Here is a 21,163-nt window from a genome sequence, read left to right on the forward strand (position 1 = left end):
CTCACGCCCCACTCCGGCGGGTCAGGGCTGGCCGAGGCCGGCCTCGCGGGCCCGCCGGATGGCCTGGCTGCGGTCGGCGACCTGGAGCTTGCCGAGCACGTTGGACAGGTGGTTGCGCACGGTCTTCGGGCTCAGGGTCAGCCGGCGGGCGATGACGAGGTTGCTCAGCCCCTGGGCGACCAGGTCCAGCACCTCGCGCTCCCGGTCGGTCAGCTCGGGGAAGGGCATCGGGCCGCCCGCCCGGCCCCCGGCGAGGAAGCCGATCGCCCGGCTCGCCACCACCGGCCCGAGCAGCACCTCCCCGTTGGCCACCGCCCGGACGGCGCGGTCCACATCGCCCGGCGCGGCGCCCTTGAGCAGGTAGCCCCGCGCGCCGGCGCGCAGCGCGGCGAAGACGGAGTCGTCGTCGTCCAGCATCGTCACCACCAGCACCCCGGTCCCCGGGTGCCGGCCGACGATCTCGCGGGTGGCCTCCACGCCGGACCGGCCGCCGCCGAGGTGGAGATCCATGATGATCACCTCCGGGCGGGTGAGGTCGGCGACCCGGATGGCCTCGTCGGCGTCGGCGGCCTCCCCGACGACCTCCAGCCCCGGCGTGGACGCCAGCAGCGCCGACATGCCGAGCCGGAACACGGGATGGTCGTCGACGACCGCCACCCGGATCGTCGCCTGGTCACCGGCCACGAACGGTCACCTCCGACCCGCCCGACGCGACCCCCACCGGCGGTGCGCCGCCCACCGGCGGTGCGCCGCCCACCGGCCGCACCGCGTCCACGGGCCGCCGCGGATCGCCCACCGCGATCCCCACCAGGGGCGACGGGGGCGGCGGGAGCCGGTCTGCGGGCACGTGCACGCTGACGACGGTGCCGCCGTCGGGGCCCGGCCCGACCGTGCACACCCCGCCGATCCCCTCGGCCCGTTCCCGCATCGAGAGCATGCCGACCCCGGCCGGGGTGCCCGCCCGGATGCCCCGCCCGGCGTCGGCGACCCGCACGGCGAGCCCGTCGGCGTCGCGCTCGACCAGCACGGTGCAGACCGACGCGCCCGAGTGCCGTTGGGCGTTGCGCACGGCCTCGGCGACGATGCCGTACACGGCGGTGGCCACCGGCTCGGGCAGCGGCAGCGGCGGGGCGTCCACCTGCACGGCCAGCCCCGAGCCGTCGTACCGTTGGGCCAGCTCGTGCAGCGCGGGGGCCAGCCCGCGCTCGCCGAGGACCGGCGGCAGCAGGCCGCGGGCCAGGTCACGGACCTGCTCCACGCCCTGGTCCGTCTCGTCGCGCAACCGGTCCAGCAGCCGGCCGGCGGCGGCCGGGTCGACGCCGAGCAGGTTGCGGGCCGCCTGGAGGCCGAGCGCGACCCCGGCGAGCGTGGGGCCGAGCCCGTCGTGCAGGTCCCGCCGCAGCTTGCGGCGTTCCGAGTCGCGGGCCTCGGCCAGCCGGGACCGCGAGGCCACCAGCGCCCGGCTGGTGGCCGCGAGGCTGGCCGCCGAGGCGACCACCGGTGCCAGGTCGACCAGCGCCGATCGGGTACGCCCGTCGAGCCGCTCGCCGGCCCGGGCCCACGCGGTGAGCCGCCCGACCTCCCGGTCGCCCAGGCGCAGCGGCAGCACCAGCGGCTCGCCGACCGGCCCGGCCGAGGCGCAGTGGGCGGTGCAGGGCTCCGGGCCGTCCGCCTCGATGCCGCACGCGCCCAGCCGCAGCGAGTCGGTGAGGCTCCGCGCCACCCCGGTCAGCACGTCGGCCGGGTCCTCGCTGGCGCTGATCCGGTCCCCCACGCCCCGGACCACCCCGAGCGGCTCGGCGGCGGCACCGTGGATGAGCCGGTCCACCCGCCGCTGCACCCACCAGCGGCCCGGCTGCACGGCGGCGGCGACGAGGGCGGTCACCAGCACGCCGGGCACGGCCCGGCTGGCCGGGAGCAGGGCGTCCAGGGTGGTCACCCCGACGACGTACGCGGCGACCAGCAGGAACGTCAGCAGGAACCAGACCAGCGTACGGCGGACGGCGATCTCGATCCCCCACAGCCGCTGCCGCAGCACGACGGCCAGCACGGCGGCCGGGAAGAACGCCTGGGCGGCCAGCATGCCCGTCGGGGGCAGCCACGGCGGCACCAGGTGCGCCCACTCATCGGGCAGCGCCACCGGGGCGAAGCTCACCGCGAGCAGCGCCGTGCCCACGGCGAGCCAGCCCAGCCCGACGCGTTCGGTGGTCGACGCGACCCGTCGCCGCCACAGCAGCCCACCGGCGGCGACCAGCCCGAGCACCGGCACCAGGGCGGCGAGCACGGGCAGGACCAGCTCGACCAGCTCCGCCCAGGCGGCGCTGCGGATCGGCAGCGGCATATCGGAGCCGGTGCCCCCGGGGCCGGGCCAGGTGAGCTGGCACAGCTCGAAGGCGGCCACGACCGTCGCGCCCGCCGTCACCGCCACCCGCGCCGGCACCGGCAGCCGCCCCTCCCGCACCAGCCAGGGCAGCACCACGATCAGCGACAGCATGCCCGGCGCCCAGCCCCAGTGCCGGGCCGAGGCGAGCCAGCTGATCTCGGGCAGCTCCGGGTGCACCCGGAGCAGGTCGGCGTACTGCGCGCCCAGGGCGGAGATCCCGCCGCCGATCCCCGTCACGGCCAGCAGCCAGGCGACCGGGTGCCCCCGGCGCAGCAGGACCAGCCAGGCCACCGTCCCGTAGACGGCGCAGTCGCTGAAGTCGACGAGGAAGTAGAGCTGGGCCAGCCCCCACGGGCGGTGGGCCAACGCCCAGCACAGCGCGGTGCCGGTGAACAGCAGCGCGCAGACGACGGCGACGGCCCAGGCGGCGACGGGGCGGCGGTGGTCGGCGTCCGCGCTCGGGACGGGGCGGGCACGCGGCGGCGGGTCGGCCAGCATGACGTGATCATGTCAGCCGGGCCGCCGGTTGCCGATGGCCCGTTGCGCCAGCGCGGATGTCGGTCCCGCGACAGTCGTCCACCGGCCGGCGGAGAGGGGATGGGTGCTGACGGACACGGGAACCTCCCGGGCAACGGCTCGTGGGCGAGGGCCGGCGGGACGCGGTGCGGGCGACGGCCCCGGCCCGCCGAGCATGCCGGTCCCGGTGTCCCGGCCGCCTGGTGCGTGCCGTCCCGGGCGGCCGGGAACTTCCGCCGCGCGCCGGGGCCCGGCCCGCCGGTACCGCTGTCCCTTCCCGCCGGGACGCCGGGCGACGGACCGTCCGTGCCGAGGGCGTCGACGTCGGCGTCGCGAACCGCGGCGTCGCAGGGGCGTCGCGGGCCAGGTGTGCGTAGGAGGCCGCAGTGGACGACCAGGACCGGATTCGCTTGACCGGTGCCGTGCGGGAGCTGGCCCCGGAGCTGGCCCGGCGGGCGGAGGAGATCGAGGCGGCCCGGGAGCTGCCCGCCGACCTGCTCGACCGGCTGCGGGCCGCCGGCTGTTTCCGGATGTTCGTGCCGCGCAGCCACGGCGGGTACGACGCCGACCCGCACACCGGCCTGGCGGTGCTGGAGGCGCTGGCCCGCGCGGACGGGTCGACGGGCTGGACGGTGATGATCGGCGCGGAGACCCCGCACCTGCTGGCGATGCTGCCCCGCGACCAGTTCGACAAGCTGTACGCCCACGGCCCCGACGTCGTGCTGGCCGGCGGCTTCGCCCCACAGGGGCGGGCGGAGCTGGCCGACGGCGGGTTCCAGGTGACGGGGCGGTGGGCGTTCGCCAGCGGGTCCCGGCACGCCGACTGGATCTTCGGCAACTGCGTGCTCACCGGCGACGGTCAGCCGCTGCCCGGCCCGGCCGGCCAGCCGGTGGAGGTCCGCTCGATGCTGTTCCCGGCGGGGCAGGTGACGGTGGAGGACACCTGGCACGCCCTCGGGCTGCGCGGCACCGGCAGCCACGACGTGCGGGTCGACGCCGTCTACTGCCCGGCCCAGCGGAGCTTCGACCTGTTCACCGGCGTGCCGTGCGTGCCGGGGCCCGGCTTCGTCGCGCCGCTGGCCCAGTTCGTCCTGCACCTGGGCGCGGTGGCCGTCGGGATCGCCCAGGGCGCCCTGGACGACATGGTCGCCCTGCTCGACGGGGGCCGGCGGCGGCTCTACGCCCGGCAGTCGCTGGCCGACTCGCCGGCCTTCCGGGAGCGGCTGGGCCGGGCCGACCTGCACGTCCGGGCGGCCCGGGCACTGCTGCGGTCGCTGGCCGACGACCTGTTCCAGGCGGCGCACGACGGCGGGCCGGCCGCGCTCGGCGAGTTGCAGCCGCGGATCTCGGCCAGCCTGCCCTGGGTCACCGAGGTCACCTCCGCCGCCGTGGACGCCTGCTACCGGGCGGCCGGGGGCGGCGCGGCGCGGGACTCCTCGCCCGTGCAGCGCCGCTTCCGGGACATCCACACGTTCTCCCAGCACGCGGCGGCGGCCGAGGGCTGGCTGGGCAACAACGGCGGCCAGCTGCTCGGCCGGCCGGTCGAGCTGGCCTACTGACGCCGACCTACTGACGCCGGTCTGCTGACGCCGGGGCGGGCGGGGGGCGACGGCCCGGGCCGGGCCAGCCGCAGCCCGGCCCGACCCGGCACGGCACCGGCCCGACCGGTGGGGTTCAGTCGCCGCCGGCGCCCAGGGCGGCCACCGGGCTCACCCGGGCCGCCCGGCGCGCCGGCAGCAGCCCGGCGAGCGCCGTCGCCGCCGCGAGGGCCAGCACCACCCCGGCGAGCTGCCCGGCCGGGAACTCGACGGGCGCGTCCTGGCCCAGCGCCACGACGGTCAGCCACGAGTACGGCCACGCCAGCAGCAGGCCGAGGGCCGCGCCGAGGACGCCGTACAGGCCCGCCTCGACCGTCAGCATCGCCCCGAGGCGGGGACGCGACATCCCGACGGCCCGCAGCAGGCCGGACTCGCGGGTGCGTTCCACCACGGACAGGGCCGTGGTGGTGCCGACGCCGACCACGGCGACGACCACGGTCAGGCCGAGCAGGGACAGCAGCACCCCCAGCAGCGCGCCGAGCCGGCGGTCCAGCTCGTCGCGGTCGTCGGCGGTCACCACGATGCCCACCTGCTGGCCGCCGGCCGCGCGCAGGGCCCGTACCGCCGCCGCCCGGGCCCGCTCGTCGTCGCCCGCCACGTCGGCCAGCAGCCCGGTCGGGCCGGCCGGCACGCCGAGCCGGTCCAGGTCCGCCGGGTCGACCAGCAGGCCCGCGCCGACCGGTGTGTTCGCCATGGTCGCGGCCACCCGCAGCCGCACCGACCGGTCGCCCCGGGTGACGGTCACCTCGTCGCCCGGCCGCGCGCCCGCCTCCTCGGCGAGGAAGCGCAGCAGCACCACCCGCCCCGGGCCGGCGTCGGTGAGCCGGCCGGCGCTCGCGCCGAAGTCCGCCCAGGTGGCCAGCGCGCGCAGGTCCAGGTCCGTGGCGGCGAGCCCGTCGACCTCCGCGCCGGCGACGCGCACGTCGGGGCTGCTGCGGTACGGCACCACCCGGTCCAGCTCGCCGATGCCCCGGGCCCGCTGCGCGAGCCCGGCCGGCAGCGGCCCGTCGCCTCGGGCGGTGACGGCGACGTCGGCCGGGGCCATGCCGGCGAGTTCCCGCTTGAGCAGCGTGCCGAGCGAGGCGGTGCCGACGAGCGCGCCCGCGACCAGGGTGACCCCGAGCGCGACGACGACGCTGACCGCCGCCGCCCGGCGGGGCGCACCGCCGACCCCGCCGACGGCCAGCCGGCCGAGCGGGCCGAGGCGGCGCAGCGGCCAGCCGACGACGGCCAGCACCGGGCGCACCAGCAGCGGCCCGAGGGCCACCAGCGCGGCGTACGCGAGCGCGCCGGACGCCACGATCGCCAGCAGCGGGGTCGACGGGTCGTAGTTCTCCGTGTCGGCGTCGGGCAGCCGGCTCGCCACCAGCAGCGCCACCAGCACCGCGCCGACGGCGAGCAGGAGCCCCGCCGCGGCGCGCAGCCGGCCGATGCCGCGCCGGCCGGCCGTGGTGCTGGCGGCACGCAGCGCCTCCAGCGGGGCGACCCGGGCGGCGGTGACCGCCGGGGCGAGCACCGCCAGCGCCGTGACCAGGGCCGCGCCGAGCGCCACGGCGACCGCCGCCGCGACCGGGTGGCCGGGCGAGGCCACGGCGAGGCCGGACGCCCGCAGCACCGGCGGCAGCCCGTGCCCGACCCCGTACGCGGCCAGCACGCCGGCTAGTCCCGCGACGAGCCCGGTGCCGGCCCCCTCGACGACCAGCGCCCCGAGCAGGCCGGCGCGGGGCGCCCCGACGGCGCGCAGCAGGGCGAGCTGCCGCATCCGCTGGGCGAAGACGATCCGGAACGTGGAGGTGGCGACCAGCACCGCCGCCACGACGGCGATCGCCACGAACATCGTGACGAGGGCGAAGAGGTCCTGGACCCGCTCGCTGACCTGGTCGGCCTCCGCGCGGCGGACCTCCGCCCCGGCCCGGACGACGAGGCCGGCACCGGCGCGCTCGGACGGGGCGGCCGACGAACCGGGGGCCGACGAACCGGGAGTCGCCGGACCGGAAGCCGACGAACCGGGGGCCGCCCGACCGGGGGCCGATGGACCGGGAGCCGACGGACCGGGAGCCGACGGACCGGAAGCCGAGGCGGCGCGGGCCAGCGCGGCGGACACGGTCTCGCGGTCGGTGCCGGGGGTCAGCCGCACCTCGACCTGCCGGAGCTGGTCGGAGCCGCCGAGGCGGGCGGCGAACGCCTCCGTGGTGTAGCCGGTCTCCCCCGGGTCGTCCGGGGCGTCGACCACGCCGACGACGGTCACCGCGACCGGCCGGTCCGGCGCGACGCCCGCCAGCCGCAGGGTCTCGCCGACGCCCAGCCCGAGCCGGTCCACGGTGCGCCGGGTGACGGCCAGTTCGGCTGCCGTGGCCGGGTACCGCCCCTGCACCACGCGGACCGTGGCGAGCGGGCCGGAGCCGGGGTCGGCGTACACGGACAGGCCCGCGCGCGGATCGTCGACGAACTCGTGGAAGGCGTCCGTGCGACCCACCGCCTCGGCGACGCCGGGCAGCCGGCGGGCCGCGTCCAACGTCCGCAGGGAGACGCCGTCGCCGCCGGTGACGACCAGGTCGGCCGCCGCCGGGGTCCCGCTGAAGCCGGCGAGCAGGGTCCGCTCCGTGATCTGGTACGCCAGCACGGTGCCGAACACGACGAACGCCGCGACGATCACGGCCAGGCCCATCAGCAGCGTCCGGGCGGGGCGGCGGGCCGCCTCGACGAGCTGCGCGCGCAGCAGCACGGCGCGCCGGCTCACCGGGCCGCCGCCAGGCCGTGCAGGGCGGCGGTGACCGCGCCCCGGTCGGGATCGGCCAGGTCGCCGGCGACCCGGCCGTCCGCGAGCAGCACCACCCGGTCGGCGTACGCGGCGGCGACCGGATCGTGGGTCACCATGACGACGGTCTGCCCGAGGGTACGCACGCAGCCGCGCAGCAGGCCGAGCACCTCGGCGCCGGCGCGGGAGTCGAGGTTGCCCGTCGGCTCGTCGGCGAAGACGACCTCGGGGCGGGACACCAGGGCCCGGGCGAGGGCGACCCGCTGCTGCTGGCCGCCGGACAGCTCGCTGGGGCGGTGCGCCAGCCGGTCGCCGATGCCGAGTGAGTCCACCACCTGGTCGAGGAGCTCCCGGTCGACGCCGCGCCCGGCGAGGTCGAGCGGCAGGGTGACGTTCTGCGCGGCGGTGAGCTGCGGCAGCAGGTTGAACGACTGGAAGACGAACCCGATGCGTTCCCGGCGGACCCGGGTCAGCACCCGGTCGGACTGCCGGCCGAGGTCGGTGCCGCCGAGCAGCACCTGCCCCGAGGTGGCCGTGTCGAGGCCGGCCAGGCAGTGCATGAGGGTGGACTTGCCGGAGCCGGACGGTCCCATGATCGCCGTGAACGCGGCGCGGCGGAAGCCCACCGTCACGCCGTCGAGGGCGCGTACCGCCGTGTCTCCCCTGCCGTACACCTTGACCAGGTCGACCGCCGCGACGGCCGCCGTGGGGTCGGGTTGGTTCGTCATGTCTCCTCCATCTCCGGTGCCGGTCACCGGGACGCCGCAGAGCCTCGCGGCGCGGGGGCGGCCCGCGCATCCGCCCGGGGTCGGGTCCGCGCCCGCCGGCTCCGACTTTCGGCAGATCCGCCCGCGCCGGCCGGGTGGCTACGGTGGGATGCGATGACCGGAACCCTCAGCGGTGGGTGGCGGCGCGCCGGGCAGGCCGCCGCCCTGGCCGGCATGGCCCTGCTCGGCCTCGTCGACGTCGTCGGCGGCCGGATCTTCCCCGTCGACGGCGCGCTGGCCGTGCCGGCCGCGCTGGCGCAGGTCGCGTTGGCGGTCGCCACCGCGGCGGTGTGGTTGCCCGCCCACCGGCACGGGTCCCGCCGGCTGGCGGCGGCGGGCGGCGCGGTGGCGGCGTGGTCGCTGGCGACGACGGCGGCGTACGCCACGCTGCGCGGCACCTACGGCCTCGACGGCCGGGTGCCGGTGCGGGGGTCGGACCACCTGTGGGGGCTGGCCGAGTCGGTCGGGCTGCTCGGAATGGTCTTCGTGCTGGCCCGGCGGGCCGCCCCGCTGCCGGCGGTGGCGGCCGTGGCCGCGACGGGCCTCGCCGTGGCCGCGCTGCCGCTGCGGGCCGAGATCGACGCCACCCACCTGATCATCGGCATGGCGTACGCGCTGCTCGCGGCCGGGGCCGCCGCCGCCGGCATGTACCTGCGGCTGGCGGAGACCGCCCGGGAGCGCCGGGTGGCGGCGGTACGCGCGGAGCAGCGCGCCGAGTTCGCCCGGGACCTGCACGACTTCGTGGCCCACCACGTCACCGGGATCGTGGTGCAGGCCCAGGGCGCGCGGTACGTCGCCGGGCGGGACCCGCAGCGGGCCGTCGCCGCGCTGGAGCAGATCGAACGCGCCGGCGCGGAGACCATGACGGCGATGCGCCGGATGATCGGGGTGCTGCGCGGCCAGGACGGGCCGCCCGACGCCCCGGTGACGCCCCTGGCCGGGGTGGCCGACCTGGCGGAGCTGGTCGCGGCGTTCACCGCGGCCGGCCCGGTCCCGGCCCGCCTGCACACCGACGGGCCGCTCGGCGACCTGCCGGTCGAGGTGACCACGTCGGCGTACCGGGTGGTGATGGAGGCGCTGACGAACGTGCGGCGGCACGCCGCCGGGGCGCGGCGGGTGGACGTGCTGGTCAGCCGTACGCCGCAGTGGTTGTCGGTGCGGGTGGCCGACGACGGGCGGGGGCAGCGCGGTGGCCGGCCGGGCTACGGGCTGACCGGGCTGGCCGAGCGGGTGGGCGCGCTCGGCGGCCGGCTGCGGGCCGGCCCCGGCGTCGACGGCGGTTGGGTGGTCGACGCGGCGCTGCCGCTGGACGGCGGGTCGCCTGCCGGGCAGGGTCTCTCCGGCCCGGCGGCCCGGGGGCTCGTGGGCGGGGAGGCCGGCCGGTGATCCGCGTGCTGGTGGCCGACGACCAGGCGATGGTGCGCACCGGCTTCGGGATGATCATCGACGCGCAGCCGGACATGGAGCTGGTCGGCGAGGCGGGCGACGGCGTCGAGGCGGTCGAGCTGGCCCGCCGGCTGCGCCCCGACGTCGTGCTGCTGGACATCCGCATGCCGCGGCTGAACGGGCTGGACGCGCTGCGCCAGCTCGCCGGCGCCGGCGTCGTCGACCCGGTGCGGGTGGTCGTGGTCACCACGTTCGACCTGGACGAGTACGTGCACGCGGCGCTGCGCAACGGCGCGTGCGGGTTCCTGCTGAAGGACTCCGGCCCGGCCCTGCTGGTGGAGGCGGTCCGGGCCGCCGTCTCCGGCGAGGCCCTGATCAGCCCGTCGATCACGGTACGGCTGCTGCGGCATCTCAATCCGCCGGCGTCGGCGCGCCCCGACCCGGCGGGGCTGTCGCCCCGGGAGCTGGACGTGGTGCGGCTGGTGGCGCGGGGCGCGACCAACGCCGAGATCGCCGCGAAGCTGTTCATCTCCGTCGGCACGGTCAAGACGCACCTCGGCAGCGTGCAGGCGAAGCTGGACGCCCGCAACCGGGTGGAGATCGCCGCCTGGGCCTGGGAGCGCCGCCTGGTCGGCTGACGCGGTGCCGCCGGCCGCCGTGCCGTGCCCGCCACCGCCCCCGTGCCCGCCACCGGCCGCCGTGCCCGCCGCCACCGTCTCCCGCCGCCACCCCCGGGCGGGCCACGCGGATCATGGACAGTTGCTGTTCACACCGCACCGGAAGTGTCCAAGAATCGGAGGGATCGGGCACGGTCGTTCACCTCCAGCGGGCCGGTGTCCGCGCGCGCGGAGGCCAGCAGCAGGACCGGGCCGAGCAGCGCGAGGGGGCCGGCGGCCGGGCGGCGGATGCCACCCGGCCGCCGAGCCCTCCCCACTACAGGTACGGGCGCGTGATCAGCTCGATGGCGTGGCCCGCCGGGTCCTTGAAGTAGACCCCCCGGCCGCCGTGCTCGGTGTTGGTCTCCCCGGGGCGGCGCATCTGCGGATCGGCCCAGTGCTCGATGCCCTGCTCGCACAGCCGCCCGTACGCCCGGTCGAACAGGTCGTCGTCGACCAGGAACGCGTAGTGCTGCATCTGGATCTCCACCGGCGGCTCGGCGAACTGGAGCAGCACGCCGTCGGTGAGCTGGACGTTGGTGAACACGCCCCAGGACGGTGCTTCCGGCAGTTCCAACAACTGGCGGAAGAACCGCGCCGACTCCTCGCGGTCCCGGGCGGCGATGATGGTGTGGTTGAACGTGACTGTCATGAGACTGACCTCGCGGTGCTCGACACGGATGGGGGCCTGCGGCGCGCAGGCCGCCGGGAGGTCCACGTGCCGAGCCCGGGGGATGCCCCGCCGGCGCCCGCCGTGCGGTCAGCCCTCCACCGGGTCGCCGATCCGTGCGTGGCGGGATGCCGGTCCGGTGTTCACGACCGGTGACGCTAGTCGGGGCGGATCGTGGCCGCAACCTCCGTCGCCGCCGCCGGCCCGGCACAGGCACAGGCTGCGGGCGGGGCCGGCAATCCCCCCGGGCCAGCGCGGTGGGACACGGAACCTGTGATCGGCGGAGCCCTCCAGGGAGAACAGCTCGAACACCCCTCGGTCCACCCGCACATGCAGGCTCTCGTAGTCGAACGTCAGCGGTTCCCTGTCCATGCTCACGGGGAGAGGCAACCCAGCCGGCCCGGCGCCGTCCGGGGCCGCACCAGCACCCCTGGCGGTCCTCAGAGGAACAGGACCCCCGCCACGGCCGTCGCCGCAAGAGCGACGACCGCCAAGACGTTGAACGTCATGTCCTGCCCCTCCGAGCGGTGCTCGGCCGCGGGGTCCAGCGTGAAGTCGGCCGGGTCGGCGGGCGTGTAGTGGACCGTGACGTCACGACCGTACGAGTCGGCGGGATCCGCGAGATGCGACGTGCAGTGGGCCGTGACCACGGTGCCCTCGCGGGTGGTGAACGACACGACAGGGGTGATGGCGGTCCAGGTGCCGGCGTCCTCGTCGACGCTGACGTCCTTCAGGACCGCGACGACCCGCCCCGGCACAGTGTCCATCGCGGCCAGCCTGGCGAGGCGGTCGTTCTTGGCACGTACCGTCCCGGGCAGGTGAGCGGCGGCGAAGACCGCCCAGGGCCCGCCCAAGCCGATCAGCGCCCACGGCCACCCCCGGTCGATCGCGACGAGGACCACCAGCCCGACGTAGACCAGGAAGAGTGCGAAGCCGGGCCAGAACAGCCCGCGATCGGGCTCCTCGGGAGCGTTGGAGAACTCGTAGGCGTGCGGTCTGCCCCGCGGGTGGCTGACCCCGATCTCCCGGCCCTCCCACGCCGCCGTGATCATCTCGCCGCGCTCGCCGTCGTTCGTCACGGTGACCTCCCGGCCGGAGGCCGGGTCGCGGTAGGAGACGACCACCGGTATCCCGCCCTTGCGGGACCCGCCGTGCCGGGTCGCCCGCACCTGCTCGATCCGCCCCGTCAGCCGCACCGTCCGCTGCGCCTTGGTCACCCCGGCCAGCGACATGCCGTACCCCACCAGCGCCACCGCACCCCACACCGCACACCACAGCACCAGAAACTCGTTCCACCCCATGGTCCTTCTCCCCCCGGTGCGGTCAACTGCCGCTGCGCCGCAGCACTGTGCCCTGCCCGTCCGCCACCAGTGTCACCGTGCCCCCGTCGCCGGTCACCACGACCCTCAGCGTCAGCGAGCCGGTGACGCCGTCGGCCGTAAGCTGCCAGCTCTGCGGGGAGCCGACACCGGTCCTGGCCTCCTCGACCAGACCGGGCACGCGATCGTAGGGCAGGGAACGCACGTCGAACCCGGCGGTCTCCACGCCGGTGGGGGCGAAGACGACCGTCAGCAGGCGATCCTGCACGACGACGGTCAGCGCCCGGCGCTCGTTCGCGCCCTGGGTCAACGACTCGACGGCCTTGCGCAGCGCACCCTCGTCGAGCATCGACTGGCCCGGACCGAGGGTGACCGTGCCCATCGCCGACGTCACGGCGGTCGTAAACGACGAGGAGGAGACGGACGGTCGTCGGGCGGCGTCGTTCTCGCCCCCGTCGGGGCCGAACAGGTCGGCGCGGAACAGCAGGAGCACGGCAGCCACGCCGAGCAGCAGGCCGAACAGCGTCAGGAGACCGCCGGCACAGCCCACCGGGGAATCGCTCTTCATGGCCGGACCGGGCACCGAATCCACCCGAGCCACGGCCGCCCGCTCCTCCCACTCCGGCGTCGGCCGCTTCACGATCCGCGTCTTCCATGGCCGGTCCGGCGGATACTCCACCACCACGATCCCGCGCGCCCGGTAGTCGGGAAGCTCGACGAGGTTGATGTCCTGGCTCATCTCGACACGGAACGCGGGCGCGTCGTCCGGCACAACGGACAGCTCGAAGCGCACCGGCACGTCGCTGGTCTCACCCCCGACGGCCTTCAGATTCTCGATCACCGCGAGCGCCGTGCGCGGCACGACGGCCGCTTCCCGGGCACGACGCGGCAGGGTGGAGAGGAGGAAGAGAAGCCCGTAGACCGCGGGCAGGGCCAACCCCATGACGACCAACGGCACGTTCTCGACGACGCACCCGCCGATGAAGGCGGTCAGCGACGCCCCGATCACCCCGCCCGTCAACAACCCCAGGGCGAGGGCGGCAGGAGTGTTGTGCGTGGGCGGCCCGCCTGCGGCGCTCGTCATGCGGCCGATTGTGCACGTCATGGGTGACAGTGGACAGACCCTGGATGACCTTCACGGTCACGGCGGGAAGACATCTCCCTGAGTTCCCCCCGCTTCGATGGAGCGATGGTTACCTGCTGCCGGGTCGTCCACCCGACGATCCGAGGGGGCTGATGACGGGGGCCCGGCGGATGGGGTCGAGGTCGTGCCGGCGGCGGTCACTGCTGCTCCGTCGGCAGGATGATGGTCCTGTTGCTCCCGGGGCGACGCCCAAATTAACGTTGACTTCAATGTCAAGGTTGAACGGAGGGTCCCGGATGCGGATCGGCGAACTCGCCAAGGCCACCGGCGTGAGCACCCGGGCGCTGCGCTACTACGAGGAGCAGGGTCTGTTGCCCGCCGCCCGTCTCGGCAACGGATACCGCGAGTACGACGAGCAGGCGGTGCTCCGGGTCGCCTTCATCCAGGACCTCTACAGCGCCGGACTACCGTCGGAGGTCGTCCGGAAGATCATCCCGTGCTCCAACGGCCAACACCCGACGGGTGACTGCTCCGCGCTGTACGAACAGGTCCGGCAGGTCCGCGACCGGCTAGCCCGCCAGGAACAACTGATCGCGCAGCGGCGGGCGATGCTGGACAGCTACCTCTCCGGCACCGCCTCTCCGGCTGACCTGACGGGGCCGAGACCGGTCACTCCCGCCAGTTCCACCTCTTCCACCTAGCGGACGGATCGGCCTGTCGAAGACCGGGACGAGGCGTGCGCCCGCTCAGCGGCCACGCGTCATCACCCGCAACGCGAGAGCGGCCATGAAACGTGGGGGCACCATGCGCACCAGGACGCTTGTCACCTTGTTGCGGCCCCCGTCGACCACGGCGGGCCCGGTCCCCTCCAGGGCGGCGAGCACTGTACGGGCGACCTGGGCGGGCTGACGCTTCCCACGGTCCGGCCGAGGGTTCATCGGTGTCCGTGTCTGCCCGGGGCTCACCGCCACCACCCTGACGCCACTGGCCCTGGTCTCGGCCCACAGCGCCTGCGTGAACGAGAGGACGTATGCCTTCGACGCCGCGTAGGCCGCCAGGACGGGTGCCGGCGTGTAGGCCCCCGTGCTGGCGATGTTGACGACCGCGCCGCGCCCGCGGCGGACCATGGTGGCAACGACGAGGGCGGTCAGCTCCGTCAGGGCGCCGACGTTGAGGTCCACCAGTTGACGCAACCTCGCGGGGTCGCTGTCCGCCACCATCGCCCGCATACTCACGCCGGCGTTGTTGACCAGCATCTCCACGTCGATACCCGCCTTGCGCACGATCTCCATCAGACGGCGGGGAGCGCCGTGTTCGTCGAGGGCGAGTGCGACGCTCAGCACAGCGATGCCGTGTCGCTCACGCAGCGCGGCGGCGGTCTTCTCCAGCCGCTCGGCGTCGCGGGCCACCAGCACCAGGTTTGCCCGATGACCGGCGAGCTCGTCGGCGATCGCGGCGCCGATGCCGCTCGACCCGCCCGTGATGAGGGCGTAGCGGCCCTTCATGTCGGATGCGGTTGTCATGCCGCTCAACCTAGACATTGACGTCAGCGTGAAGGTCAAGATGCGCCAGCACCAGCACTCCGCTGTCCAGGACGGTTGGGCGAGCGGTTCAACGCCGGGCGGACGTCACGGCTACGCGCGGCTGCGGGCGCAGTGGGTCACCCGGCCGGTTGCCCCATTGACCACCTGGCCGCTCAGGAGTGGGAACCCGTCCCGCGCACCATGGATGGCCTACGGATCCAGACGCACGAAGCCGCCGCCCTCCTGTTCGTAGATGCAGGAGACGTTGACGCTGTGTAGCAGATCAACGAGATCGGAGCCCGGGTAGGACGGAAGCAGGACAGCCTTGGACTTGTGCTCGACGTAACGCGCGTAGTCCAGCAACTGACCGAGAGCCAGGCGCACATGGTGGCGAGCCGCGGAGCTCTTTGCCTCGATCAGCTCAGCCCGACCCCCGTCGAAGAGATCGGTGTAGAGAGCCCTGCCGAGGTCGGGCAGCCTGATCTCCTTGCGCGTCGCGGTGCTGCCTGCTGCCGTCAGGGCGCCTAGGTATCGATCCACGAGGTCAGCCTCGCGGCGTTCAGCGGTCGTCGGTTCACGCTTGGGCTCTACCTGAAAAGTCTCGGCGCGGTGGGCCTCCATTGGCACATCCCGCACTGCCGGCTTGCCCGCACTCGTCGCGCCGAGCGCAGGCGGCTCGGCATCGACGGGCAGAAGCCGGAACACGATGACCTTCCGCAGGTCCCCCAGCCGGTCCTTTGCCTCTTCCGCGTACCAGGGGTGCTCCGGATCAACCCGGAACTCTCCGAGGTAGCGCACGACGGAAGGCTTGACCTGGTCGAAGAATCGAAGCCGCAGACCGCGGTCAAGGTGGTCCCTTACAGCTACGTTGCCACGGACGAAGGTTTGATCGCCGACCTGCCCCTCACCCGTGTAGTGGAACGCCCCATCAGGCCGCCACCCATCAAAGTCGTACCCAAAGCGAGCGCCGGCCGGAGACGAAAAGAGAAGCACGTCCGAGCTATTGGCCGGCCGCGTGATACCACTCCGCCAGGAGCCGCCCACACGCTGATGAAGCTGTCGCCGAACGAGCACATCGCCCAGCCGGATGGCCCACGCTGCACTGGTCTGAATGTCCCACGCCACACTGAAACGATAGAGCCAGGCAGCAACCTGGACAGAAGCAACAAATATCGCAATAGCCGCTTACAGGCCAGGCTGTACAAGCCTTTGAAGCATCTGCGATCAGCAATGTCAACTCGTTACATATCGAATCCCATCAGATACCCTCAGTAGTCGAAGACGCACCGGCGAGACCCAGCGGGGGCGACTATGACTCGATACTGGCCCGTACTCAAGGCGCGCGCAGGTGAGTTCAAGGCGCTGGGGCAGCTTCGGGACCATCAGGTAAACCTCATCCATCCCCTGTTCGAGCTCTCCCCCTCGAACGACAGTCCAACCAAGAACGGTCTCAAGTTCGTGCGTCAGGTCCGCGAGGGAGTCCCAGCCGGCCTGGTCCTCGGAGTAGACACCACCTACGTCAGAGTCAACGATGACGGTCGACCGCTGATCATGGAGATCGCTAGCGACCTGGCACAATCGGGCATCCCTGTTGTACCGGTCATCCGCCTCCACGACCCAGACGAACAGTTAGCCGCGTGCGGTGAAGCGGCTCGCCTCCACAGCGGAACAGCTATCGTGCGCCTCGGCAGCCTCGCCACAGATCCCGACCCTGTCGCCGATTCATCTCGCCTATCCAGAGCTCTGTCAATCGCTCGAATCAGTTCCGAACAATGCCACTTGGTGGTGGACATGGCCGAGGTCTCGTCCGACAGGGACGTCAGCCGAGCAGAGCAGGTCGCGAGGAACGTCCTTGACTCACTGGGCAACCAAGGATGGGCATCGATCGTGGTCGCATCAGGCGCTATGCCGTCCAGCCTTACAAGCCTCCCGCGCAACGTAGCGACCCCTCTAACGAGATGGGACTGGAAGCTCTGGGAGAAGCTAGCCGATCGCGACCCAGACTTTGGCGATTACGCTATCGCGCATCCAACTCCGCCAGGGGCTGGAGCCCGCGGCCCTTTGCCTAGCCTTCGATATACAGCGAGCGGCAATTGGTGGATCTACCGTTGGGCCCGTCATCAGACCGGCGGCAACGACAGCTTCTATGACCTGTGCCAAGCGCTAGTGGCGTCCGAGCATTGGCCGACCGAGGGCTCCGACTTTTCATGGGGCGACAGCGAGCTCGCGCGATGCGCCAGACGCCAGCCTGGACCGGGAAACGCCACTCAGTGGCGAGCGTGGGGAACCTCCCATCACCTAGCCCATGTCATGAGCGAGTTGGCCAATCCTCCCTCGTCCTGAGCACACGCCGCACCTCCACCCGGAGCTCTTCCAACTCTAGGGTCTCTGCGAGGCGTTCCCATACGAACCATCTCGGCACCTTGGACAGGCCGCGATGGTTGCCGCGCTCACGCAGAAGGGCCAGTGCCTCATCCCGCCATAGCAATTGAGCGACGGAAAAGGGATCGGGGCTTGGATTATGGCTGCCCCGGCGCACATTCCGAAGCCGGACCGTACGCTTACCAGGGTGCGCAAGCCACACCCCCCACCAATGGGGAACCATTTCGGCTGCTTGGTCCAGATACCGGCTCGTCGTCACCAACGAAGCTCGGTCCAGAACTCGACTATACACTTCGGCCTGAACCTCCAGCCGAGTTAGGTTGTCCTGGTCGCTTTTAATCTCGAAACCAGAGATGTGACCGTTAATAACAGCCACATCCACTCGGGTTCGGCCAGCACAGAGCCCCAATTCGTGCCGAATCTGAGTATCAGGCTGCGAGCCGTACTTCGTGGTGAGCCGAGCCATTAGCGCCTGACGGATATCACTATCGCGCATCGCATCCCCCACTCGGCTCACCCGTTACTACAGCGCCCGCCAATACTTTCATGCAGGGTCTCCCGCTTCTAGCGCAGCGCCCCGTGTCCGTCCAACGGTTCGAAGCAGACGGGCTGCACCGCCACCGAGGCCACCGTCCCCGTGCCTATCGCCGGTGGAACGATCCTGCCGAAACCAGCCTGGTCACGCAGCACCTCTACCGTCTCCGCGTCCAGGTCGACGGCGGACCACCGCAGCTCGCACAGCTCACTCCACCGCGCCCCCGTCGTCATCGCCGCCCACACGAACGCGCCCCAGTCGGGGTAGTTCCACGCCTGAGTGACCAGACGCGCCGCTTCGGACGCCGTGGGAGGGTGCGGGGTCGGGCTGAGGCATCCCCGGGGCTACTCCGCCTGATCGGCCGGGTGGACCGCGATCCAGCGCCACCGGACGGCCCGGTTCAGCGCGCCGGACAGGATCCAGTGAATCTGCCGGATCAATGCCGGGGCGAGCGGCCAACACTCGTGCACTTGCGACCGTTGCCGCCGAGCCCTTGCCATTGCGTTTCGGGCAGGTCTTTCGTACGTTGCCGGCAATTTGGCTGACAGTGCTACCGGCCGTCGAAGACGTCCTCGAGCACGAGTCGTGCCCGGTCCGGGACCTCCTCCTCGGGGAAGATCTCCACGCACAGATCGAGAACTTCCTCGGCACGGGTCAGCCTGAGGTGATCGACCAGGAAGCGAATGTCGTCGGCGTCTCGACGGCGAGCGGCAAGCACCTTCATCGCCAACAGATGTTCCGCAGATGCTGCCGCAACCCGCAAGCCCGGATGATCGAATACGCGAGGAGCTGCTGCGTCGCCGCCAGGGGCGACGTAGGCACTCGCCTGTTCGTTGAGCCACCAGTGCGGCAGACCGAGTTCGTCAGCGACGGCTCGGGCCTCGTCGAGCACGACCCCGTGCGGATGGAACACGGCATCGATGTCACGGGTCGCCCGTCGTGCGTCGTAGGCCAGCGCCATGGCGGCGCCACCGAAGATGTACAGGTCCGCGACCACACCGCGCCTCGCCAACCGGTCCCCGAGCCGACGAAAAGCATCCTCGATCGCGGCACGGTCCAGCAGCGGATCATCGAGGCTCATGCGACGTTCAACTCCTGCGCCGACACGTACACCCCACGACGACGGAACGCCGCGGGCGCGTGCACCACCGCGTCGACCCGGGCAGCACGGGTGTTAAAAGGAAACCAGAAACGCCGCAGCGACCGCGTCTCGACCCACGGCGGCGCACCACGCCCGTCCTTGGCCGCCACATGCTCGGTCAACGCGGCAAGGAACACGTCCCAGTGCTCGTCCCCCGTGGGAGATGGCTCCTGTTCCAGCAGGCCAGCGCGCATCTCGGAGGGCTCCCATCGGTATTCCTCCAGGAACTCCGCCACCAACCGCCACCGTCGCGTCTCATCGGCCCCTACGAGCAGGGCACCCAGCCGCGCCACCGTCAGCGGCTCATACCTCGCAGCACGCTTACTCACACCCTGACGGTAGTACACCAGGAGGCGCGATCAGGGCGCACAGCCTGCGCAACCAGGCCCTGCTCCGGCAGCACAGCACGCCGACGCATGCCCTATCCGGCGCACCGTGGGTCACCTGCCGCAGCGCCGCCGGGCTGACCGGGAGCAGCATCGGCGCTGCGGCTCCGATCACCCGACCACCGCTCGTGAATCATTACGGTCAGTGCGGTGACCCGCCTACGACCGGCCCTCGCCGGTATGGGCACCGTCCTCGGGCTCTCGCAACACCACGATCGGTGTACGGCGCTCCGTCCCCGGTATGCCAGAACAACGAAGACGCCGACCACACAGGAACAATGCCCTCCGCCGCTCGCGCCCGACCACACCAACTCGCGGACACCCCACTGCGGATCAAACCCCTGCCTCTCGATGGCAAGCCAACCCTCGTTGGCGACCTCGGCGCTCGGGATCTGCCTACTCGTACCACCGCCTCCAGTCTCCGGCCTTGTTCCTGGCAACCAGCAGCACCGCCTGCGACCAGGGAAAGACAAACAGAAGCCAGACCTCGACCGCAACTCCTTGAGATTGCTGGTGCTCGAGCTCCCGAAATCGGTTGCTGCGCATTCTCAACCCAGCACGTCTGGACTGCCGGCCGCGGCGGTCGGGCGACGGTCGCTTCTGGCCGGGACCAGCAAGAGTCGGCGTGCTGCTTCGGCCCCGGGGCGAGCGAGCTGCGGGGTGTGACCACCGCGCTGCCGCCTGCTACCAGAAAACCGCAAACGGTGTCAGTCATGGCCGAACTCGGGACGAACCCGCGGACGCAGTCAAAGATCATGCTGGCGAGCAGATGGACAGCCTGCCAGCGCCGCACAGGCACGATCTGGACGACCTCGGACTCAGTCCACGTCAACCAAAGCGCCCGCTGGCGAGGTCCCTCCCTGTCATCGCCAGCGATCGGTGCGTACAGGCCGCAGAGTCGCTCCCAACCTCGGCGTAGGCTTCGCGGCCGCCGGAGTTAATCGGTGCACCCCACGGAGGCCGGGGCGGGCTCGTTCTGCCCGGGCTTCTGTACGTCTGCGACACGCCCGGCGGGCGCCGTTGTGCTGCGCGGTGACCCCACGGTGGCTCCAAAGCTCAAGGGCTCTAGATCAACTGACGGAGGTTTGCCTGGTGGGCCGGAGGTACCACCATGCGAACCGCGCCGCCACGATCGCCGGCAACCCCCTGCCCCTAGGTTTGCCCAGCCTGCGGGCGCCGAACGGTGCTCGATGATCTCGGCTTGCCGACGGGTGCGGTTCGCCGGAACGACTCGCCTCGTCGTACGTGATGTCGGCTGAGGCTCGCGGGGATCAGGCGATCTGACGGAGGTCGCTGCCGTAGTCGAAGATGATCCGCATCCGGGCGCCGAGCGCCCGTGCGTACCGGCTGAGGGTCGCCACCTCGTTGGCGTCCAGGTCGCCGTTCTCGATCTGGCTCACCCGACCGGGCGTGACTCCCATCAGCTCGGCCACCTGCCGCTGGGTGAGACCGAGACGCCTGCGCTCCTCGGCGAGGTGGAACGCACTGACCCACGCCTCGGTGCGGGCGCGTTCGGCGTCGAGCGCGTCGTCGTCCCCGTCGTGCAACTCGGCGCGGATGTCGTCCCAGTCATGGAAGTCGACCATCAGCCCTCCCTCCGTTTCCTCTCGAAGGCTAGCCAACCCTCGTAGGCGACCTCGGCGATCGGGATCGCGTTCTCGTACCACCGCGTCCAGTCTCCGGCCTTGTTGCCGGCGACCAACAGCACCGCCTGCGACCATGGATCAAAGACGAACAGAAGCCGGATGGCGACGTCGCGGCCGGATCTCGGCCGCAGCTCCTTGAGGTTGCTGATGCTCGAACCCCGGAGGGTGTCGACCAGCGGACGCCCCAGGCCCGGACCGGTCTCGGCGAGCATGTCGATCGCCGCGTTCACTGACCGGTATGCCGCCGGATCGGTCTGACGCAGGGCCCGTAGCCAGTCACGGACATCGCCTGTCGTCCTGATCGCCCAGCGGTGGGCTGGCCCATTGGTCACGGGACAACTATAGCCCAGGCTATACATGACCCATCCCTGCCATGACCAATCCAGCAAAAAGGTGCAGAACCCTTACTTACG

Annotated in this window: 19 protein-coding genes and 1 pseudogene; 5 read left to right on the forward strand and 15 right to left on the reverse strand. The window is 72.7% G+C overall.

Annotation, left to right across the window (positions count from 1 at the left end):
* Positions 1-21 precede the first annotated feature (21 nt).
* Both ACFYWL_RS25925 and ACFYWL_RS25930 read right to left on the reverse strand, forming a co-directional pair.
* Entirely contained in the window at positions 22-684 is a 663-nt protein-coding gene (locus tag ACFYWL_RS25925) for a response regulator (protein WP_386977575.1), read from the reverse strand.
* Positions 674-2,881 carry a histidine kinase gene (locus ACFYWL_RS25930; protein WP_386977578.1) on the reverse strand — a complete coding sequence of 736 codons (2,208 nt, stop codon included), beginning with the start codon at positions 2,879-2,881 and terminating at the stop codon, positions 674-676. The genes ACFYWL_RS25925 and ACFYWL_RS25930 overlap by 11 nt, the downstream gene beginning before the upstream one ends.
* A gap of 404 nt (positions 2,882-3,285) precedes the next feature.
* Here ACFYWL_RS25930 and ACFYWL_RS25935 point away from each other — a divergent pair, with 404 nt between their 5' ends.
* Positions 3,286-4,458 carry an acyl-CoA dehydrogenase family protein gene (locus ACFYWL_RS25935; protein WP_386977581.1) on the forward strand — a complete coding sequence of 391 codons (1,173 nt, stop codon included), beginning with the start codon at positions 3,286-3,288 and terminating at the stop codon, positions 4,456-4,458.
* Between the two features lie 115 nt (positions 4,459-4,573).
* Here the strand turns inward: ACFYWL_RS25935 and ACFYWL_RS25940 are convergent, their stop codons facing one another.
* Both ACFYWL_RS25940 and ACFYWL_RS25945 read right to left on the reverse strand, forming a co-directional pair.
* A complete protein-coding gene (locus ACFYWL_RS25940) occupies positions 4,574-7,237 on the reverse strand; it encodes an FtsX-like permease family protein (protein WP_386977583.1) in 2,664 nt (887 codons plus the stop codon).
* Positions 7,234-7,983, reverse strand: coding sequence for an ABC transporter ATP-binding protein (locus ACFYWL_RS25945; protein ID WP_386977586.1), 750 nt, complete (start codon positions 7,981-7,983; stop codon positions 7,234-7,236). Before ACFYWL_RS25945 ends, ACFYWL_RS25940 begins: the two co-directional genes overlap by 4 nt.
* Before the next feature lie 153 nt (positions 7,984-8,136).
* Between ACFYWL_RS25945 and ACFYWL_RS25950 the strand changes: the two genes are divergently transcribed.
* Both ACFYWL_RS25950 and ACFYWL_RS25955 read left to right on the forward strand, forming a co-directional pair.
* On the forward strand, positions 8,137-9,408 hold the full coding sequence (locus tag ACFYWL_RS25950; RefSeq protein ID WP_386977589.1) for a sensor histidine kinase: 1,272 nt from the start codon (positions 8,137-8,139) through the stop codon (positions 9,406-9,408).
* Entirely contained in the window at positions 9,405-10,046 is a 642-nt protein-coding gene (locus tag ACFYWL_RS25955) for a response regulator (RefSeq protein ID WP_386977592.1), read from the forward strand. The genes ACFYWL_RS25950 and ACFYWL_RS25955 overlap by 4 nt, the downstream gene beginning before the upstream one ends.
* Before the next feature lie 295 nt (positions 10,047-10,341).
* On the opposite strand, the gene ACFYWL_RS25960 is transcribed toward ACFYWL_RS25955, so the two are convergent.
* From ACFYWL_RS25960 to ACFYWL_RS25970, 3 genes are all read right to left on the reverse strand, one after another.
* On the reverse strand, positions 10,342-10,716 hold the full coding sequence (locus ACFYWL_RS25960; RefSeq protein ID WP_386977595.1) for a VOC family protein: 375 nt from the start codon (positions 10,714-10,716) through the stop codon (positions 10,342-10,344).
* Positions 10,717-11,174: 458 nt separating this feature from the next.
* Positions 11,175-12,035, reverse strand: coding sequence for a DUF3592 domain-containing protein (locus tag ACFYWL_RS25965; protein ID WP_386977598.1), 861 nt, complete (start codon positions 12,033-12,035; stop codon positions 11,175-11,177).
* Positions 12,036-12,057: 22 nt separating this feature from the next.
* Positions 12,058-13,137, reverse strand: coding sequence for a hypothetical protein (locus tag ACFYWL_RS25970; protein ID WP_386977601.1), 1,080 nt, complete (start codon positions 13,135-13,137; stop codon positions 12,058-12,060).
* A gap of 296 nt (positions 13,138-13,433) precedes the next feature.
* Between ACFYWL_RS25970 and ACFYWL_RS25975 the strand changes: the two genes are divergently transcribed.
* Positions 13,434-13,838: a MerR family transcriptional regulator gene (locus tag ACFYWL_RS25975; protein WP_386977604.1), complete on the forward strand. Its 405-nt coding sequence runs from the start codon at positions 13,434-13,436 to the stop codon at positions 13,836-13,838.
* A 45-nt stretch (positions 13,839-13,883) separates the two neighbouring features.
* Here ACFYWL_RS25975 and ACFYWL_RS25980 read toward each other — a convergent pair whose 3' ends face one another.
* A complete protein-coding gene (locus tag ACFYWL_RS25980; RefSeq protein ID WP_386977607.1) occupies positions 13,884-14,660 on the reverse strand; it encodes an SDR family NAD(P)-dependent oxidoreductase in 777 nt (258 codons plus the stop codon).
* A 210-nt stretch (positions 14,661-14,870) separates the two neighbouring features.
* Positions 14,871-15,785 (reverse strand): hypothetical protein, encoded by a 915-nt coding sequence (locus ACFYWL_RS25985; RefSeq protein ID WP_386977610.1) that lies wholly within the window; start codon positions 15,783-15,785, stop codon positions 14,871-14,873.
* A 186-nt stretch (positions 15,786-15,971) separates the two neighbouring features.
* Here ACFYWL_RS25985 and ACFYWL_RS25990 point away from each other — a divergent pair, with 186 nt between their 5' ends.
* Complete coding sequence (locus tag ACFYWL_RS25990; protein WP_386977613.1) at positions 15,972-17,003, forward strand: beta family protein; 1,032 nt, start codon at positions 15,972-15,974, stop codon at positions 17,001-17,003.
* Here the strand turns inward: ACFYWL_RS25990 and ACFYWL_RS25995 are convergent.
* From ACFYWL_RS25995 to ACFYWL_RS26020, 6 genes and pseudogenes are all read right to left on the reverse strand, one after another.
* Positions 16,969-17,538 (reverse strand): sce7726 family protein, encoded by a 570-nt coding sequence (locus ACFYWL_RS25995; protein ID WP_386977641.1) that lies wholly within the window; start codon positions 17,536-17,538, stop codon positions 16,969-16,971. The genes ACFYWL_RS25990 and ACFYWL_RS25995 overlap by 35 nt on opposite strands.
* Positions 17,539-17,723: 185 nt before the next feature.
* Positions 17,724-18,044 (reverse strand): annotated as a pseudogene (locus ACFYWL_RS26000) (site-specific integrase); the annotation flags it as partial.
* Positions 18,045-18,127: 83 nt separating this feature from the next.
* Complete coding sequence (locus tag ACFYWL_RS26005) at positions 18,128-18,658, reverse strand: DUF6036 family nucleotidyltransferase (protein WP_386977615.1); 531 nt, start codon at positions 18,656-18,658, stop codon at positions 18,128-18,130.
* Positions 18,655-18,954 (reverse strand): hypothetical protein, encoded by a 300-nt coding sequence (locus ACFYWL_RS26010; protein ID WP_386977618.1) that lies wholly within the window; start codon positions 18,952-18,954, stop codon positions 18,655-18,657. Before ACFYWL_RS26010 ends, ACFYWL_RS26005 begins: the two co-directional genes overlap by 4 nt.
* A gap of 1,421 nt (positions 18,955-20,375) precedes the next feature.
* Positions 20,376-20,690: a helix-turn-helix domain-containing protein gene (locus ACFYWL_RS26015; protein ID WP_386977621.1), complete on the reverse strand. Its 315-nt coding sequence runs from the start codon at positions 20,688-20,690 to the stop codon at positions 20,376-20,378.
* Positions 20,690-21,109 (reverse strand): type II toxin-antitoxin system RelE/ParE family toxin, encoded by a 420-nt coding sequence (locus tag ACFYWL_RS26020; RefSeq protein ID WP_386977624.1) that lies wholly within the window; start codon positions 21,107-21,109, stop codon positions 20,690-20,692. The genes ACFYWL_RS26015 and ACFYWL_RS26020 overlap by 1 nt, the downstream gene beginning before the upstream one ends.
* Positions 21,110-21,163: the final 54 nt, after the last annotated feature.

The sequence above is a fragment of the Micromonospora sp. NPDC002575 genome, from assembly GCF_042889525.1.
Classification (GTDB): Bacteria; Actinomycetota; Actinomycetes; order Mycobacteriales; family Micromonosporaceae; genus Micromonospora; species Micromonospora carbonacea.

Bases quoted from the DNA above. Each gene is read 5' to 3' on its own strand.
- ACFYWL_RS25945 (WP_386977586.1), bottom strand. From the start codon at position 7,983: ATGACGAACCAACCCGACCCCACGGCGGCCGTCGCGGCGGTCGACCTG.
- ACFYWL_RS26020 (WP_386977624.1), bottom strand. From the start codon at position 21,109: ATGTATAGCCTGGGCTATAGTTGTCCCGTGACCAATGGGCCAGCCCAC.
- ACFYWL_RS25950 (WP_386977589.1), top strand. From the start codon at position 8,137: ATGACCGGAACCCTCAGCGGTGGGTGGCGGCGCGCCGGGCAGGCCGCC.
- ACFYWL_RS25990 (WP_386977613.1), top strand. From the start codon at position 15,972: ATGACTCGATACTGGCCCGTACTCAAGGCGCGCGCAGGTGAGTTCAAG.
- ACFYWL_RS25980 (WP_386977607.1), bottom strand. From the start codon at position 14,660: ATGACAACCGCATCCGACATGAAGGGCCGCTACGCCCTCATCACGGGC.
- ACFYWL_RS25965 (WP_386977598.1), bottom strand. From the start codon at position 12,035: ATGGGGTGGAACGAGTTTCTGGTGCTGTGGTGTGCGGTGTGGGGTGCG.
- ACFYWL_RS25960 (WP_386977595.1), bottom strand. From the start codon at position 10,716: ATGACAGTCACGTTCAACCACACCATCATCGCCGCCCGGGACCGCGAG.
- ACFYWL_RS26015 (WP_386977621.1), bottom strand. From the start codon at position 20,690: ATGGTCGACTTCCATGACTGGGACGACATCCGCGCCGAGTTGCACGAC.
- ACFYWL_RS25970 (WP_386977601.1), bottom strand. From the start codon at position 13,137: ATGACGAGCGCCGCAGGCGGGCCGCCCACGCACAACACTCCTGCCGCC.
- ACFYWL_RS26005 (WP_386977615.1), bottom strand. From the start codon at position 18,658: ATGAGCCTCGATGATCCGCTGCTGGACCGTGCCGCGATCGAGGATGCT.
- ACFYWL_RS25975 (WP_386977604.1), top strand. From the start codon at position 13,434: ATGCGGATCGGCGAACTCGCCAAGGCCACCGGCGTGAGCACCCGGGCG.
- ACFYWL_RS25930 (WP_386977578.1), bottom strand. From the start codon at position 2,881: ATGCTGGCCGACCCGCCGCCGCGTGCCCGCCCCGTCCCGAGCGCGGAC.
- ACFYWL_RS25995 (WP_386977641.1), bottom strand. From the start codon at position 17,538: ATGCGCGATAGTGATATCCGTCAGGCGCTAATGGCTCGGCTCACCACG.